The 15,684-nt window shown below is 65.1% G+C and carries 18 protein-coding genes; 7 read left to right on the plus strand and 11 right to left on the minus strand.

Going from position 1 to position 15,684, the window contains the following annotated elements:
* Window positions 1-2: 2 nt before the first annotated feature.
* The 3 genes from tolR to ybgC form a co-directional block, all read right to left on the minus strand.
* The gene (tolR, locus tag FQ775_RS17255) at window positions 3-458 is read right to left on the minus strand and encodes a protein TolR (protein WP_146298620.1); all 456 of its coding nucleotides are present in this window, start codon (window positions 456-458) and stop codon (window positions 3-5) included.
* Between the two features lie 18 nt (window positions 459-476).
* Window positions 477-1,187, minus strand: a complete 711-nt coding sequence (tolQ, locus tag FQ775_RS17260) for a protein TolQ (RefSeq protein WP_146298621.1) — start codon at window positions 1,185-1,187, stop codon at window positions 477-479.
* A 270-nt stretch (window positions 1,188-1,457) separates the two neighbouring features.
* Entirely contained in the window at window positions 1,458-1,922 is a 465-nt protein-coding gene (gene ybgC, locus FQ775_RS17265) for a tol-pal system-associated acyl-CoA thioesterase (RefSeq protein WP_146298622.1), read from the minus strand.
* A gap of 61 nt (window positions 1,923-1,983) precedes the next feature.
* Here ybgC and FQ775_RS17270 point away from each other — a divergent pair, with 61 nt between their 5' ends.
* Window positions 1,984-3,237 carry a glycoside hydrolase family 5 protein gene (locus FQ775_RS17270; protein WP_146298623.1) on the plus strand — a complete coding sequence of 418 codons (1,254 nt, stop codon included), beginning with the start codon at window positions 1,984-1,986 and terminating at the stop codon, window positions 3,235-3,237.
* Between the two features lie 18 nt (window positions 3,238-3,255).
* Here FQ775_RS17270 and FQ775_RS17275 read toward each other — a convergent pair whose 3' ends face one another.
* The 5 genes from FQ775_RS17275 to ruvC all read right to left on the minus strand — a co-directional run bounded on the left by FQ775_RS17275 (window position 3,256) and on the right by ruvC (window position 7,280).
* On the minus strand, window positions 3,256-3,819 hold the full coding sequence (locus FQ775_RS17275; RefSeq protein ID WP_146298624.1) for a pyridoxamine 5'-phosphate oxidase family protein: 564 nt from the start codon (window positions 3,817-3,819) through the stop codon (window positions 3,256-3,258).
* Window positions 3,820-3,883: 64 nt separating this feature from the next.
* Complete coding sequence (gene ruvB, locus FQ775_RS17280; RefSeq protein WP_146298625.1) at window positions 3,884-4,921, minus strand: Holliday junction branch migration DNA helicase RuvB; 1,038 nt, start codon at window positions 4,919-4,921, stop codon at window positions 3,884-3,886.
* Between the two features lie 131 nt (window positions 4,922-5,052).
* Window positions 5,053-5,922, minus strand: coding sequence for a radical SAM/SPASM domain-containing protein (locus FQ775_RS17285; RefSeq protein WP_167813029.1), 870 nt, complete (start codon window positions 5,920-5,922; stop codon window positions 5,053-5,055).
* A 219-nt stretch (window positions 5,923-6,141) separates the two neighbouring features.
* On the minus strand, window positions 6,142-6,759 hold the full coding sequence (gene ruvA, locus FQ775_RS17290) for a Holliday junction branch migration protein RuvA (RefSeq protein WP_146298627.1): 618 nt from the start codon (window positions 6,757-6,759) through the stop codon (window positions 6,142-6,144).
* Complete coding sequence (ruvC, locus tag FQ775_RS17295) at window positions 6,756-7,280, minus strand: crossover junction endodeoxyribonuclease RuvC (protein WP_146298628.1); 525 nt, start codon at window positions 7,278-7,280, stop codon at window positions 6,756-6,758. The genes ruvA and ruvC overlap by 4 nt, the downstream gene beginning before the upstream one ends.
* Window positions 7,281-7,378: 98 nt before the next feature.
* Here ruvC and FQ775_RS17300 point away from each other — a divergent pair, with 98 nt between their 5' ends.
* Window positions 7,379-8,164 (plus strand): sulfite exporter TauE/SafE family protein, encoded by a 786-nt coding sequence (locus FQ775_RS17300; RefSeq protein WP_146298629.1) that lies wholly within the window; start codon window positions 7,379-7,381, stop codon window positions 8,162-8,164.
* Window positions 8,165-8,177: 13 nt separating this feature from the next.
* Here the strand turns inward: FQ775_RS17300 and rcdA are convergent, their stop codons facing one another.
* The 3 genes from rcdA to FQ775_RS17315 form a co-directional block, all read right to left on the minus strand.
* Entirely contained in the window at window positions 8,178-8,705 is a 528-nt protein-coding gene (gene rcdA, locus FQ775_RS17305) for a protease adaptor protein RcdA (RefSeq protein ID WP_146298630.1), read from the minus strand.
* 387 nt (window positions 8,706-9,092) lie between these two features.
* On the minus strand, window positions 9,093-10,733 hold the full coding sequence (locus FQ775_RS17310; RefSeq protein WP_146298631.1) for an acyl-CoA synthetase: 1,641 nt from the start codon (window positions 10,731-10,733) through the stop codon (window positions 9,093-9,095).
* 92 nt (window positions 10,734-10,825) lie between these two features.
* Window positions 10,826-11,596, minus strand: a complete 771-nt coding sequence (locus FQ775_RS17315; RefSeq protein ID WP_146301855.1) for a sulfite exporter TauE/SafE family protein — start codon at window positions 11,594-11,596, stop codon at window positions 10,826-10,828.
* A 169-nt stretch (window positions 11,597-11,765) separates the two neighbouring features.
* On the opposite strand from FQ775_RS17315, the gene FQ775_RS17320 reads away from it, so the two are divergent.
* The 5 genes from FQ775_RS17320 to trhA all read left to right on the plus strand — a co-directional run bounded on the left by FQ775_RS17320 (window position 11,766) and on the right by trhA (window position 15,650).
* Window positions 11,766-12,428 carry a thiamine phosphate synthase gene (locus FQ775_RS17320; protein ID WP_146298632.1) on the plus strand — a complete coding sequence of 221 codons (663 nt, stop codon included), beginning with the start codon at window positions 11,766-11,768 and terminating at the stop codon, window positions 12,426-12,428.
* Window positions 12,425-13,381: a tetratricopeptide repeat protein gene (locus FQ775_RS17325; RefSeq protein ID WP_146298633.1), complete on the plus strand. Its 957-nt coding sequence runs from the start codon at window positions 12,425-12,427 to the stop codon at window positions 13,379-13,381. The genes FQ775_RS17320 and FQ775_RS17325 overlap by 4 nt, the downstream gene beginning before the upstream one ends.
* A gap of 119 nt (window positions 13,382-13,500) precedes the next feature.
* On the plus strand, window positions 13,501-14,064 hold the full coding sequence (gene efp, locus FQ775_RS17330) for an elongation factor P (protein WP_146298634.1): 564 nt from the start codon (window positions 13,501-13,503) through the stop codon (window positions 14,062-14,064).
* 33 nt (window positions 14,065-14,097) lie between these two features.
* Window positions 14,098-14,898, plus strand: a complete 801-nt coding sequence (locus tag FQ775_RS17335; protein ID WP_146298635.1) for an inositol monophosphatase family protein — start codon at window positions 14,098-14,100, stop codon at window positions 14,896-14,898.
* Between the two features lie 62 nt (window positions 14,899-14,960).
* A complete protein-coding gene (gene trhA / locus FQ775_RS17340; protein WP_146298636.1) occupies window positions 14,961-15,650 on the plus strand; it encodes a PAQR family membrane homeostasis protein TrhA in 690 nt (229 codons plus the stop codon).
* Window positions 15,651-15,684: the final 34 nt, after the last annotated feature.

Genomic DNA, 15,684 nt, shown 5'->3' on the forward strand with positions numbered 1-15,684 from the left:
AATCAGCTGTCCTGTTCCTGAAGGGTGACGAGGCCAAGATTGCGGAAGCCCGCCGCCGAAATACGCGCCATCACCTTCATGATCGTGCCGTAGTCGGCGGCCTTGTCGCCGCGCACATAAATGCGCTCGTCGTAGCCAGTGCGGGAGATCGCCTCAAGCTTGGGCACGACCTCGTCGATCGGCACCTCGGTTTCCTGCAGGAAGATCTGCCCCTGGTTGTTCACCGAGACGGTGATCGGCTGCGTATCAGAGTTGAGCGCCTTGGCCTGGGTCTCGGGAAGGTCGATCGGCACACCGACGGTCAGGAGCGGCGCCGCGACCATGAAGATGATCAGGAGCACCAGCATGACGTCGACGAACGGCGTCACGTTGATCTCCGACATCAGCGCGTGATGGCGTCCGCGGCGGCGGTGACCCCTGCCTCCGCGTCCGCCCGACTGCATTACCGACATGGCCATTTCTGCTGCTCCTGCCGATCAGGCCTTCTGGGAAACTCTTTCATCGATTTGCCGCGAGAGTATGGCGGAGAACTCGTCCGCGAAGCCCTCCATGCGCACCGCGATCTTGCCGGCATCCGAGGAAAGCTTGTTGTAGGCGACAACCGCCGGGATAGCGGCGAGCAGGCCGATCGCGGTCGCCAGCAGCGCCTCGGCGATACCGGGTGCGACAACCGCGAGGCTGGTCGACTTCGACCCGGCAATCGCCTGGAACGAGGTCATGATGCCGACCACCGTACCGAAGAGGCCGATGAAGGGGGCCGAAGAGCCGATGGTGGCAAGGAAGCCGAGCCGGCCTTCCAGCCGCTCCATCTCGCGGGTAAGCGCGAGGTCCATCGCCTTGTCGATGCGTGTCTGCAACGCGATCGGCGAGCGTGCACCCTTTTCGAAGCTCTTTTTCCACTCGGCCATAGCGGCAACGAAGATCGAGCCCATTCCGGTGGTGGTGCGCTCGGACAGCGCCCGGTAGAGGTCTTCCAGCGATTGTCCGGACCAGAAACTCTGTTCGAAACGGTCGAGCGCACCGCGCATGCGGCCATAGGCGATAAGCTTGTCGATGATGATGGCCCAGGTCCAGATCGAGGCCGCAAGCAGCCCGATCATGACCAGCTTGACCACCCAGCCGGCCTGCCAGAACAGCGTCCAGACCGATAGACTCGCGGTCGGCTCTGCGAGAGCAAGAGATTCCATGGGATGTCCCGTCCTTAAGAAGTGGAGAGCCGCGGATCGCCGGCTCGCACGCATCGCCTTCGCCCGTCCGGCGGACCAGATCGTGCCGGCTTCCACCCCGATGCGCGAATTCGGCCTTTTCGAGAGGAATCTTGGTCAAACAAAGGCGCGGCGATTGGCGACAATCCGATCCTTTCCCTTGATGAAGGGTTAAGGTTAAGGACCAGTTAGGATTTGGCTCCGACCACCGACGGTTGGACGAAATTCCGCGCCTACGTGCAGCCCTCGCGGCTAGCCTTGCGTGCGACGCAGGAAGGCGTCGGCCCACTCCTTGGGGAAGCGGCGCGGGCGACCGGTCTCCGAGACAATCGCGGCCTCTACCTTGGCTGTGACCAGCACCGTTTCGCCGCGCTTCAGTTCCTGCTCCATGAAGATGCGGGCGCCGGAGATGTCGGCAGTGCGCGACTCGATCGTGAGGATGTCGTCTATGCGGGCCGGCGCGCGGAACTCGATCTCCATCTTGCGCACCACCCAGACCAGCCTCTCGCCATGCTTGCCGTCGGCCAGTTCGGTGTGATGCACGCCTGCAAGGCGCAGGAAATCGGACCGTCCGCGTTCGAAAAACTCGAGGTAGCGGGCGTGGTAGACCACACCGGAAAAGTCGGTGTCGGCGTAATAGACCCGTGCGTAGAGGCGGTGGCCGTCGGCGGTCCATACGCCGGCAATACCCTTCGGCCATTCACCATGATCCGCCATCGCGCTTCCCTTCGCCCGCCGCCTCTGCCATTCAGCGCCCATGAGGCGCCTGCGCAACTCGATGGCATTCCCGGCGGCATTGTTCAAGAACGGCGTCGCCGCTTTGCTTATCCTGCTTGCCCTCGCAACGGCCTCGCAGGCAACGACCTTCGAGGCGAGCCGGGGTCTCAATCTCGACATCTGGACCACCTGGCCCGACGAAAGCCGCTGGCACGATCCTGAGGTTCTCTTCCCGTTCCCGGAATGGCGCCGCAGCGTCGACGAGGCAGCGCTAAAAAAGCTCGCCGACGACGGCTTCGATTTCGTGCGCATGCCGATCGATCCCTCCCCCTTCCTCTCCGACCGGACCGCCGGATTGCGCGACCGGCTCTACGAGGAGGTGCTGGCCTCGGCACGCGCCATCAACGCCGCGGGCCTGAAGGTCATCGTCGACCTGCATCTTTTCCATGCGGGGGGAAACCGCTCGATCGGCATGGCCGAGGTGATGGCCGATCCCATCCTGTTCGAACGTTACCTTGAAATCGTGCGCGAGATGGCCAAAACGCTCTCCCGCGAGGACCCTCGGCAGGTAGCGCTCGAACTGATGAACGAGCCGACGCTTGAGTGCGGGCCAGGCGATACCGAATGGCCGGACCGGCTCTACCGCCTCTTTGCCGCCGCACGATCGTCGGCCACCCGGCTGACGCTGGTGCTTTCCGGCGCCTGCTGGGGTTCGGCCGAGGGACTGGCGGCGCTCGACCCGAAGGCGATCCCGGACGACAACATCCTGTGGTCGTTCCATTCCTACGCGCCGTTTCTGCTGACCCATCAGGGCGCGACCTGGGCCGGCGACTTCATCCCCTACGTGACTGGCCTGCCCTATCCGCCGCACGCAGTGCCACCGGTCGAACTCGACACGGCGCTCGAAAAGGTGCGCGAGAAGATAAGGGCGGACGCGCCGTGGACGCGCCGTGCCGGCATGCTCGCCTATCTCGACGAGGAAATCGCGAAGATCGACACGGAGGTGGAATTGGGCGCGGCCATGGCCGCACCCTTCGAGATCGTCGCTTCCTGGGCCAACCGGCACGGCATCGCACCTTCGGACATTCTGCTGGGCGAGTTCGGCATGATCCGCCAAGAATATGGCAACGACTTCGTCATGCCGGCCGAGTGGCGCGCGGCCTACGTCGCCGACATGATCGCGCTTGCCGAAGGCCACGGCTTTTCCTGGTCGATATGGGGTTATGGCGGTGCCTTCGGCGTGGTCGAAGCGTTCGAGGGCAACGCGGCCGAGAACGATGTCCTGACGGTCGTTCGCGGCCTGCCTCGTCGCTAGGTTGGACTGTCTGCCCGTTTAGTCTCCGTCGTCCTCCAGACCAAAGATACCCGTCGGCCTGTCGTCGATGCTGACGACATTCTTCCGGCGCCAGTAGTCGCGCACACCGGCTTCGCCCATCTCCGCATAGAAGGGCAGCAGCTCGCTGTCGCCGCGCTGGCCGGCAAAATTCATCACCGGCACGCCGGTGCCGCAGGATGTCTGGACGAGATCGATCGCAAGGTCAAAAATCTGCCGGCTGCCCGCCATGTCCGGAAAGCGGGGCGCATGCTCGGGCCATTCCACGTCGCGCGGATGAAACGTTTGCGCGCGGCCGTAGACCCGCAGGATCATCGGCTCACCCTCGAAGGCGGCGAACATCAGGGTCATGCGCGGCACATCGCGAAGGTGCGCGGCCGTCTCGTTGCCGCTGCCGGAAAGGTTGAGCCAGACGATCCTGTCGTCGGCAAGGATGCGCAGGCTGTCCAAACCCTTCGGCGAGACGTTGACCTTGCCGTCCCTGGCCGCGGTGGCGACGAAGAACAGGGGCTGCCTTTCGATGAAGGCGCGCAGGGTACGGTTGAGCTTGCGGGCGGTCGGCATCGGCTCTCCTGACGATCGCCCCGAACCTATGCCCCGGCTCCTGACAGCATCGCGTCAGGAGCGCCTATTCCTCCTCGAAGAGGCGGCCTTGTACCTCGGCCAGGTTGCGCGGCGGCTCCAGCCCGAGATGCCGCCAGGCGTTCGCCGTCAAGAGCCGTCCGCGCGGCGTGCGCTGGATGAAACCTTGCTGGATCAGGAACGGCTCGATGATGTCCTCGATGGCGTCGCGCGGTTCCGAAAGCCCGGCGGCGATGGTTTCGACGCCGACCGGCCCGCCGCCGAAATTCTGCGCGATCATGGTCAGGTAGCGCCGGTCGAGTTGGTCGAGGCCGAGCCCGTCGACCTCGAGCCGCGACAGCGCCTCGTCGGCGACCTTGCGGTCGACGATCTCCGCACCGGCGACCGAGGCGAAGTCGCGCACCCGGCGCAGCAGCCGGCCGGCGATGCGCGGCGTGCCGCGGGCCCGTCGCGCGATCTCGACCGCACCTTCGTCGGCCATCGGCAGGCCAAGGATGCGGGCACCGCGCCTGACGATGGTTTCCAGTTCCCCGACCTCGTAGAAATTGAGCCTGACCGGGATTCCGAAGCGATCGCGCAGCGGATTGGTGAGCAGGCCGAGCCGCGTCGTCGCGGCAACCAGCGTGAAGCGCGCGAGGTCGATCTTGACCGAACGCGCCGCCGGTCCCTCGCCGATGATCAGGTCGAGCTGGAAATCCTCCATAGCCGGATAGAGGATTTCCTCGACCGCCGGGGTGAGCCGGTGGATCTCGTCGATGAACAGGACGTCGCGGTCTTCGAGGTTGGTCAGCAGCGCCGCAAGGTCGCCAGCCTTGGCGATCACAGGGCCCGAGGTGGAGCGGAAATTGACGCCGAGCTCGCGCGCCATGATCTGCGCCAGCGTCGTCTTGCCCAGCCCCGGCGGGCCCACGAACAGCACGTGATCGAGCGCCTCGCCGCGCGAGCGCGCCGCTTCCACGAACACCTTCAGGTTGGCGCGCGCCGCTTGCTGACCGACGAATTCGTTCAGCGACTGCGGCCTGAGCGAGGCGTCGGCGTCTTCGCCGCGCTTTTCCGAGGAGATCAGCCGCGTGGCCTCGTTCATCAGCTTACCGTCTTGCCGGACCGTGGTCCGGTGCGTTCAGGGACATGCGAACCCTGCGGCCCGGCATGGCGACACCCGCGTTCGTCCGCCCGCAAGGCGCCACGGAACCCAAGTGTCGGCGAAACCCGATATTAGTGAGAATCACCTATGTGAAGATAGGCCTTCGAGCAATTGGCGCAATTCGGGATTTTCGCCTGCTGGCCGGTGCGGTGATATTCGCGGATCTCGTGATAACGGGCGCTGTTCCAGATCGACTTGATCGTCGTGCCCGGTTCGTTGAGATCGCCGAGTTCGATCTTGCCCTCGTAGTCGAGGCAGCACAGCGCCACCTTGCCGTTGCTCAGAATGGTGAAGGTCCGCCACACGCGCGAGCAGGGCTGGCGAATGCCTCTCGAAATATGCGCGTCGGAAACCTCCGGATCGTCCCAGTCCGACCAGTTGTGCAGCCGGCCGAAGCTGAACCGGTCGACGTAGTCTTCCAGCGCGTGCATCGTCTCGTCCTTGTCGGAGGTCGTCGCACAACCGACGCCGATACGCATCGGCGACTTCATCTCGTTGCGCAGGTCCACGAGACGCATGACGTTCTTGATCACCACATCGTACTTCAGCGGGTAGCGGATGCGCTCGAACTCTTCCTTGTTGGCGCCGTCGAAGGAAATCATGATCTCGTCGAGCCCGGCCTCGATCAGCCCCCGCGCGCGGCGCTCGTTGAGCAGCGAGCCGTTGGAGAAGATCTTGACCCGGCGGATGCCGATCTCACGGCAGAGCGCTACCCGCTCTTCCAGGTTCTTGTCGAGCAGCGGCTCGCCGAAATTGTGCAGGTGGATGGTGTCGAGCCCTTCCTGCCTGATTTCCTCGACGATCCGCTTGAAGAGGTCGGCCCGCATGTTGATGATCTGCCGTTCCATGGCGGAATGCGGACAGATGACACATTTGGCGTTGCAGCCATTCGTGGTTTCGACACGGATGATCTTGGGAAAATCCGCCCGTCGCAGGTTCATGAACCCGCCGACTGCGCCACAGACAACCTGATCAAGGAACATGGCCGTTCACCCGCACCTCAAGCTGCCGCAAAAGGTATCAGCGATGGGGCGGACGATCAAACAGTGCTTTGGCTATATTTGAAGCCTGAACCGCAAGAACAGCGCCGCAAACAGATTAGAGTATTCTAATTTGCCGAGAGCATATCTGCCGGCTCCGGATTTGGTCGATTCGGCGATTTACCGAGCCAGTTCCTTCAGTCCGAGGCGGATCAGCTTGGCCGAATCGGCGTCTTCTCCTGCCGCTTTCATTGCCGCGGCGATCGCATTGGCGGCGATATCGCGCCCATAGCCGAGGTTGGTGAGCGCGGAGACCGCGTCGGCGACCGGCGCCGGCGCTGCACCTTCCCCGAGTTCCTGCTTCAACCCGATGGTGCCGGTGGCGGCGCCCGCATAGGCAGGCGCCTTGTCACGCAATTCACTGACGATGCGCTCGGCGACCTTCTTGCCGACGCCAGGCGACCGACTCACCATGGCGACGTCGCGCAACGCCACGGCATTGGCGAGATCGGTCGCCGACAGCGTCGACAGCACTGCCAATGACACCTTGGCGCCCACCCCCTGCACGCTCTGCAGCAGCCGGAACCACTCCCGTTCGAGCACCGAGGCGAAGCCGTAGAGCCTGATCATGTCCTCGCGCACATAGGTCTCGATGTACAGCGTCACCGCCTCGCCGGTACCCGGCAGGCCGGCAAGCACTCGGGCCGGACAGTAGGCGACGTAGCCGACGCCGTGAACGTCGACCACGCAATAGTCCTCGCCGATCTCGTCGAGCGTGCCCTTGAGCTTGCCGATCATGCGCCGACGCCCGCCTGTGCGGCCGCGAGCCGGGCCGGAACGCTCTGCCGGTGATGGGCATGGCAGACCGCAATCGCCAGCGCGTCGGCGGCGTCGTCCGTGTCGAAGACCGCCTTCGGCATCAGCACCTTCACCATCATGTGGATCTGCTTCTTGTCGCCATGACCGACGCCGATCACCGCTTTCTTGACGGCGTTGGGCGCGTATTCGGCGACCACCAGCCCGGCAAGCGCCGGCACCAGCATCGCAACGCCGCGCGCCTGTCCAAGTTTCAGGGTCGCCGCCGCATCGCGGTTGACGAAGGTCTGTTCGACCGCCGCTTCTTCCGGCATGTGGTCGCGCACAACGTCCGAGAGCCCGTCATGGAGCTGGCAAAGCCGCGCCGCGAGGCTGGCGCGATCGTCGGACCGCACCGTACCCGCGGCCACGAAACGCAGCGAGTTGCCGACGATTTCGACGATGCCCCAGCCGGTCCGCCGAAGCCCCGGATCGACGCCCATGATACGAATCGCCTGCTGCATGGCCTTACCTTAATCGCGCGCAGGACCATTGCCAGCCGAATGTGAACAAATGAGAAACAAACTCGCGCATAACGGCCCGCCGAGCCCCGGAATTTTGCATGGTGCCCGCCTTGCCCTTTCCAGAACCCGACCTGCCGCTTTTCCTGCTCCTTGCGACCGTCCTGGTCGCCGGGGTCGCACGCGGCATGTCCGGCTTCGGCACCGGCATGATCGTGGCGCCGGTCGCCGGCGCCCTTTACGGCCCGAAAACGGCTCTCGTCATCATCGTCATCATGGATTCACTGCCGGTGATCCCGTTGACGTTGCCAGCGATGCGCCACGCACGCTGGCGCGAGGTGGTGCCGGTGCTTGTAGGGCTGGCGCTGCTGCTGCCGGCCGGCGTCGCCATCCTGAGAATTGGCGATCCGCTGATGCTGCGCTGGGTGATCTGCGTCGCGATTCTCGCCTGCGCGACCGGGTTGTGGCGCGGCGTTCGCTATCGCGGTCCACGCAACGCTACGGTCTCGCTGACCGTCGGCGGCATCGCCGGAACATTATCCGGCATCGCCTCGATCCCCGGCCCGCCCGTCATCATGTACTGGCTGGCGTCGCCGCTCTCGCATGCGATCGTGCGCGCCAATCTTCTGGTGCTGTTTTTCCTGGCCGAGGTGTTGTCGATCGGCAATCTGTGGATCGCGGGCCTGTTCGAGCGCCCGGCAGTGATGCTGGGGCTGGCCGCCACTCCGGTCTACTTTCTCGGCCTTCTCGGCGGGTGGCGGCTGTTCGGGCTTGCCAGCGAGGAAGCCTATCGCCGCACGACCTTGATGCTCATCCTGCTCGCGGCATTGCTGGCGCTGCCGGCTGCCGACCCGCTCTTTGCCATTCTCGGTCGAGCTACGGCCTAGACTAGAGCCCGTCTTAGCCGCGGGCGAAGGCGGTGTTCAGGAGTGTGATCTGGTCGGACACCGGGTTCGCCTGATGAACGCCGGACGCGGCGTCGGCGCCATCACCATAGATCTCGGCATCGAGGCGGCGCACCCGCGACTGGAGATTGAGCGAATGCTCGACAAGGGCGCGGAAGGCGTCCGGCAATTCGTTCCAGCCCGCGGCTTCCTCATGCGCGGACGCCGTATCGAGCCTGACCTTCGATTTTTCCGACGCCACCTGCTCGCGCGTCATCTCGCCGGAATTCGCCGCCCGCTGCAACAGGAGCCACGACGCGATCTGCATCAGCCGGGTGGTCAGCCGCATCGATTCGGCCGCATAGAGCGTGGCCGCCACCCGCGACAGCTTCTTGGCCTCGGCGCGACCGGCGCCGTCCAGATATTCGGCCGTGCGCTCGACCAGCCCCATGCCCTCGTCATAAAGCGGCTTGAACGACGGCGAGAACAGCCGGCGCTCCGCGAGATTGATGGTCGTACCGCTGTCTCTTGCCGGTTCACGCATTGAACTTCACCCCGCACGCTCGACGTCTTCTGGCCGGCTCCGCCCGGATATAACCCGCCGGGCCGCGCAGCCTCACGCCTCTGGCGGCGAAAAATGCGCGTTCTCCCCCGCGAAGGCAAGGTGATGTTTAACGGACGGTTAACGCCGCGCCGGCGACCTGCCCCGAATGCGGACAAAAAAAGAGCCGCGGGCAGCGGCTCTCAGGAGTTTAACAGGGAGGCGTCAAACAGAGCAGCCCCAGCCGCTCGGTAAGAATCCAGAAAACTGGACGGGAATTAGTAAACACCCATAAAGCTTAACGCCGGGTTAACGCATCGCGACTTTTTTGACAGGGCCCGCGCCCAACGCCTGAAAAACTGGGGCGACGAAGGCGCGACTACGCCAGGTTCAAAGCTCCTTCGCCATCTCGCGCAGCCGGAACTTCTGGATCTTGCCGGTGCTCGTTTTGGGGATTTCGGCGAAGATCACCTGCTTCGGGCATTTGAACCGCGCCAGCAAGGTGCGGCAGTGCTCGATGATCTCGGCCTCGCTCGCCGTCCGGCCGGGTTTCAGCTCGACATAGGCAACCGGCGTCTCGCCCCATTTGTCGTCAGCCTTGGCGACGACGCCGCAGGCGGCGACGGCGGCATGCTTGTACAGCGCGTCCTCGACCTCGATCGAGGAGATGTTCTCGCCGCCGGAGATGATGATGTCCTTGGAGCGGTCCTTGAGCTGGATGTATCCGTCGGGATGCATCACGCCAAGATCGCCGGAATGGAACCAGCCGCCGGCTAGCGCCTCCTCCGTCGCGGCGGCGTTCTTCAGATAGCCTTTCATGACGATGTTGCCGCGGAACATGACCTCGCCGATGGTCTCGCCGTCGGCAGGGGTCTTTTCCATCGTCGCCGGGTCCATCACGGTCAAGTCTTCGAGCGCCGCGTAGCGCACCCCCTGTCGCGCCTTCCTGGTGGTGCGGGCGCCCTTCTCGAGCGCGTCCCACTCGCTCTTCCATTCGTTGACCACCGCCGGGCCGTAGGTCTCGGTCAGGCCGTAGAGATGGGTCACGGCGAAGCCGGCATCGGCCATGCCCGAAAGCACGGCTTCGGGCGGCGGCGCGGCCGCCGTGTTGAAGGTGACGGTGTGCGGGAAGTCGCGTTTTTCCTCGTCCGGCGCGTTGAGCAGCGTCGCCATGACGATCGGCGCGCCGCAGAGATGGGTGACGCCATGGTCGGCGATGGCGTCATACATGGCGCTGGCCCTCACCCAGCGCAGGCAGACATGGGTGCCGGCCTGCACCGCCAGCGTCCACGGGAAACACCAGCCGTTGCAGTGAAACATCGGCAAGGTCCACAGATAGACCGGGTGCCGGCCCATGCCGGCATGGATGGTGTTGGCATAGGCCATCAGTGCTGCGCCGCGGTGATGATAGACCACGCCCTTCGGATTGCCGGTGGTGCCGGAGGTATAGTTGAGCGAAATCGCGTCCCATTCGTCGTCGGGCATCGACCAGGCGAATTCCGGATCGCCCGCCGCCACGAATTCCTCGTAGTCGAGCGAACCAATGCGTCCGCCCTTGGGATAGGGGGCATCCGTGCCATGCTCGGGATCGTCATAGTCGATCACCAGCGGCTTCACCTTGGTCGTCGCCAGCGCTTCCTCGACCACGCCCGAGAACTCCCTGTCGACGATCAGCACCTTCGTTTCGGCGTGGTCGAGCTGGAACGCGATGATCGCCGCGTCGAGCCGCGTGTTGAGCGAATGCAGCACCGCCTTGACCATCGGCACGCCGAAATGCGCCTCCAGCATGGCCGGTGTGTTGGAGAGCATAACCGAGACCGTGTCGCCCTTGCCGATGCTCCTGGCCGCGAGCGCCGAGGCAAAACGGCGCGAACGGGCAAAGAAATCGCGATAGGAGATGCGCTGGGCACCGTGGATGATCGCCGTCTGGTCGGGAAAGGTGCGCGCGGCGCGTTCCAGATAGGAAAGCGGCGACAGCGGCTGGAAATTGGCGGCGTTGCGGTCGAGGTCCGTCTCGAAAATGCCCGGCACGTTGGTCTCCCTGAGGTGTTTTCGATGAGATTAGCCGCCAATCGGCACGCCGTCATCCGCGTAGAAACCGCTATGCGCGACACTGACGACCCTCACCCATAGAGTGCGGCCGCGCCGTCCCAAAGGAGCTTGAGCGAAACGACCAGAACGGTCGCGTAGGTCAGCGGGTAGAATACTTCGGCCCTCATGCGCTTGACGACATAGGCGCCGGCGAGCGTCGCCAATGGGGCGAGCGGCAACAGGGCGAGCGAGGTGCCGAGATTGACGCTGTCGAACTGGCCAAGTGCAAAGTAGGGCGCAAGCTTCACCGCATTGACGACGGAAAAGAAGATGACACTGGTTCCAGTGAAGAGCTTCGGGTCGAGCCGCTGCGGCAAGGTGTAGACCTGGTAGGGTGGACCGCCGGCGTGGGCGACGAAGCTGGTGAAGCCGCTGACCGTGCCCCAGAACGCGCCGAGCGGCACGCTGTGGCTTGTCGCGCGACCGCTTCCGGCGACCAGTTGAACCAGCCAGCGCAGCACGAATAGGAAGGTGACGATGCCGAGGATGAGCCGTACCATGTCGGCAGTGACCATGGCGGCGGTCAACCAGCCGATGGCAATCCCGACCAGTGCGCCGGGCAGCATGATGGCGAGCGTGCGGCGGTCGTAGAAGCCGCGCCACGACCATAGCGAGACCACGTCCATCATCACCAGGATCGGCAGCATGATCGCCGCCGCCTGAACGGGCGAGATCACCAGGGCCATCAGCGGCACGCCGAGGAAGCCCATGGCACCGCCGAGGCCGCCCTTGGCGAGGCCGACGAGAACGACCGCGGGGATCGCAGCGAGGTAGAAGGTGGGATCGGTGATAAGGGAGAGCATCAGGTCGCAGGCGTGATTCGAAACCTGCAATAGCGCTCCTGCCGGCAAATGGCGAGGGTCCCGAACGCGCTTCATGGTCGGCCGCGACCTATGGCCATCCGACCCCGCCTCCGCTATGCCGCATTGCGACCACGTTCGCGCGCCAAGAGCGGACAGGATTTCGGAAACAATGAACGACACGCCACCCACTCGCTGCCGCCTGGTTCTTGCCGCGCCCGCCGGCGCCGATCGCGCGTCGTTGGCAGCAAGGATCGCGGACGCCTGCGCGGGCGGAGACGTGGCATCGCTGATCCTGCCGCAATACGGTCTCGACGACGCCGCCTTCCAGGCACTGGCCGAGGCGGTGGTCGCGCCGGCACAGGCGCAGGGCGTGGCGGTGATGATTGCCGGCGAGCCACGCATCGCCGCGCGCACCGGAGCTGACGGCGTCCATGCCGAAGGCGGCCGCGCGGCGCTCGCCGACCTGATCGACCGCTACCAGCCGAAGATGATGGTCGGCGCCGGCGGCGCCAAGGATCGCGACGCGGCGCTGGAGCTGGGGGAATTGCGTCCCGATTACCTCTTCTTCGGTCGCTTCGGCTACGACACCAAAACGGAGCCGCATGCGCGCAACCTGGCGCTCGGGCGCTGGTGGTCGGAAATGGTCGAGATTCCCTGCCTGGTCCTCGGCGGTGCGACCGTCGAATCGGTCGCCGACGTCGCCGCCACCGGAGCCGAATTCGTCGTCCTTTCGACGGCGGTATTCGGTGAAGGCGTCGACGCGACGGCTGCGGTCGCGCAAGCGAACCGCATTCTTGACGAGACAGCACCCGCATTCGAGACAGCGTCATGAGACGCCTGGCCGCCCTGTTTGCCCTGACCGCGCTGCTGGCGCCGGGCATGCCGGCAACCGCGGCCGAGACCGACCGCGCCAAGGCAAGCGACGCCCGCCAGATCGATCCGGGCCGTTTCGGCGGCAAGGCCGACGACGCCGCCTTCGGTGCCTATCAGCGCGGGCTCTACCTCACCGCCTACAATCTCGCCCTGCCGCGCGCGAAAGAGGGCGACGCCGCGGCCCAGACGCTCGTGGCCGAGATCCTGTCGCGCGGCCTCGGTGTCGCCCGCGACGCCGCCGCCGCGGCGGAATGGTACGGCAAGGCGGCCGAGGCCGGCATCCCCGAGGCCCAGCTGCAATATGCGCTGGTGCTGATCGACGGGCGTTATGCCGGCCCGGACCGCGAACGCGCCTTCGAACTGATGCAGGATGCCGCGGCCGCCGGGGACCGGCTGGCCATGTTCAACCTTGCGCAGATGCTGACCAACCGCGAACCCGGCCCGTCGGGCATGGCCAAGGCAATTCCCTTCTATGAGAAGTCGGCCCGGCTCGGCCTGCCGGACGCGCAATACGCCATGGCGCAAGTACTTGCCCACGGCGCCGGCGACCGCGCCCGCGACGAGGAGGAAGCGCGCCGCTACCTCGCCCGGGCTGCGCGGCAGAACTACGATACGGCGCAGCTCGACCTTGCCACCTGGCTGGTCGAGGGACGCGGCGGCAAGCGCGACTACGAGGCGGGGTTCGGGTGGATGAAGCGCGCCGCCCAGAGCGGCAACGTCGCTGCCCGCAACCGTCTCGCCAAGCTTTACATGCACGGCCTCGGCACCGAACCTGACCCGATCGAGGCGGCAGCCTGGTACATCAGCGCGCGGCGCGCCGGATTGCGCGACCTGGAGATGGACGACTTTCTCCAGGGCCTCACCACCGAACAGCAGAAGCAGGCGATCGAACGCGCCAACCGGCTGCGCTGAGCGCGCAGGCGCGGCCAGGCCCGCCTGCTCGGCTCTCTTGCCTCCCCGGCTGAATTGTGGTCTTGGAGGCCGCGAAGCGCGCCCTTGGCGCGCCAGAATGTCTTTCCGGAACTGAAACGATGAAAATCAACGGCAACGAAATCCGCCCGGGTAACGTGATCGAGCACAATGGCGGCCTGTGGGTCGCGGTGAAGACCAACGCGGTCAAGCCGGGCAAGGGCGGCGCCTACAACCAGGTCGAACTCAAGAACCTGATCGACGGCACCAAGCTCAACGAGCGCTTCCGCTCCGCCGAGACGGTCGAGCGGGTGCGGCTCGAGCAGAAGGAATTCACCTATCTCTACGAGCAGGGCGACTCGCTGGTGTTCATGGATGCCGAAAGCTACGAGCAGCTTGAACTGCAGAAGGATTTCGTCGGCGACCGCTCCTCCTTCCTGCAGGACGGCATGACCGTGACGGTCGAACTCTACGAGGAAAAGCCGATCGGCATCTCGCTGCCCGACCAGGTGACGCTGACCATCTCGGAGGCCGACCCCGTCGTGAAGGGCCAGACCGCGGCGTCGTCCTACAAGCCCGCAATGATGGAAAACGGCATCCGCGTCATGGTGCCGCCCTTCATCGAATCGGGCGAGCGCATCATCGTCGACACCAACGAGATCACCTACGTCCGCCGCGCCGACTGACGGCTCGCAACCTCGGGGAAAGGCACGCCGCCAATGGCGCGTTCGGCCATCATCAACGTCATGGTCCAGGCCGCCTTCAAGGCCGGCCGCTCGCTGGCGCGCGACTTCGGCGAGGTGCAGAACCTGCAGGTCTCGCTCAAGGGACCCGGCGACTATGTCAGCCAGGCCGATCGCCGGGCCGAGGAGATCGTCCACGCCGAACTGTCCAAGGCGCGACCGGGCTACGCCTTCCTGATGGAGGAGCGCGGCGTGATCGAGGGCGACGACGACCAGCACCGCTGGCTGGTCGACCCGCTCGATGGCACCACCAATTTCCTGCACGGCATTCCGCTGTTTGCGGTCTCAATCGCGCTCGAGCGGCAAGGCCAACTCGCCGCCGCCGTGGTCTTCAACCCGGCCATGGACGAGCTCTACACCGCCGAACGCGGCGGTGGGGCCTTCATGAACGACCGCCGCCTGCGCGTCGCCAGCCGCTCAAAACTCGCCGACACCGTCATCGGCACCGGCATTCCGCATCTTGGCCGCGGTCATCACGGCAACGCACTGATCGAGCTGCGCAATGTCATGGGCGAAGTCTCCGGCGTGCGGCGCATGGGCGCGGCCGCCCTCGATCTCGCCTATGTGGCGGCCGGTCGCCTCGACGGCTTCTGGGAGCACGGCCTTTCGCCATGGGACATGGGCGCTGGCGCACTGCTCATCCGCGAAGCCGGCGGCTTCGTTACCGACTATGACGGCGGGGCCGATTTCCTCGACACCGGTTCGATCGTCGCAGGCAACGAGGCGATCCACCGCGCTTTGCTGAAACAGCTGAAGAAGCCGCTGACCAAGGCCTGACACGGCGACGATTTTCGTCGGACGTCAACATTATCGTCACAACCTGCTGCTTTGATGTCGGCATGGCAGGTTCGGCAAAAGGCGGCACAAGCATCGAAATCCCGTTCAAGGGACGCTTCCATCACTCACGCGCCGAGCTTTGGGCCGACGGCATCGTGCATGCGGTCGGCATCGTGCTGGCGATTGCTGCCGGCGCCACCCTGCTCGCGCTTTCAGCCTTCCGCACCGGGCCGGCCGAATATGTCGCCGTGATCTTCTACGTCGCTTCGCTGCTCACCGTTTTTTCCGTGTCCTGCGCCTACAATCTGTGGCCGGTATCGCGCTTCAAATGGGTGTTGCGGCGCTTCGACCACGCCGCGATCTACCTGTTGATCGCCGGCACTTACACGCCGTTTCTGGCGCAACTCGAGCCGGCCAGCGCGACCACCATGCTGGCCGTCGTCTGGTCTGCCGCGCTGTTCGGGATCGCGATCAAGCTGTTCCTGCCCGGACGCTTCGACCGCCTCGCCGTCGCCTTCTATCTGGCGATCGGGTGGAGCGGCGTGGTGATCGCCGGCGACATCGGCAAGGTTCTTCCCGACAGCACGATCTGGCTGATCGTCGCCGGCGGCATGGTCTATTCGCTCGGCGTGCTGTTCTTCGCCTGGCAGAAGCTGCGTTTCCAGTCCGCGGTCTGGCACGGCTTCGTCGTCTCCGGCGCCGGCCTGCATCTCGCCGCCATGATGGACCTCCTGGTAATCAACCGCTTCTGAGCCCGGCGCGCCGGGCGATTGCCTTTCAATTTCG

Source organism: Nitratireductor mangrovi (assembly GCF_007922615.2).
GTDB lineage: Bacteria > Pseudomonadota > Alphaproteobacteria > Rhizobiales > Rhizobiaceae > Mangrovimarina > Mangrovimarina mangrovi.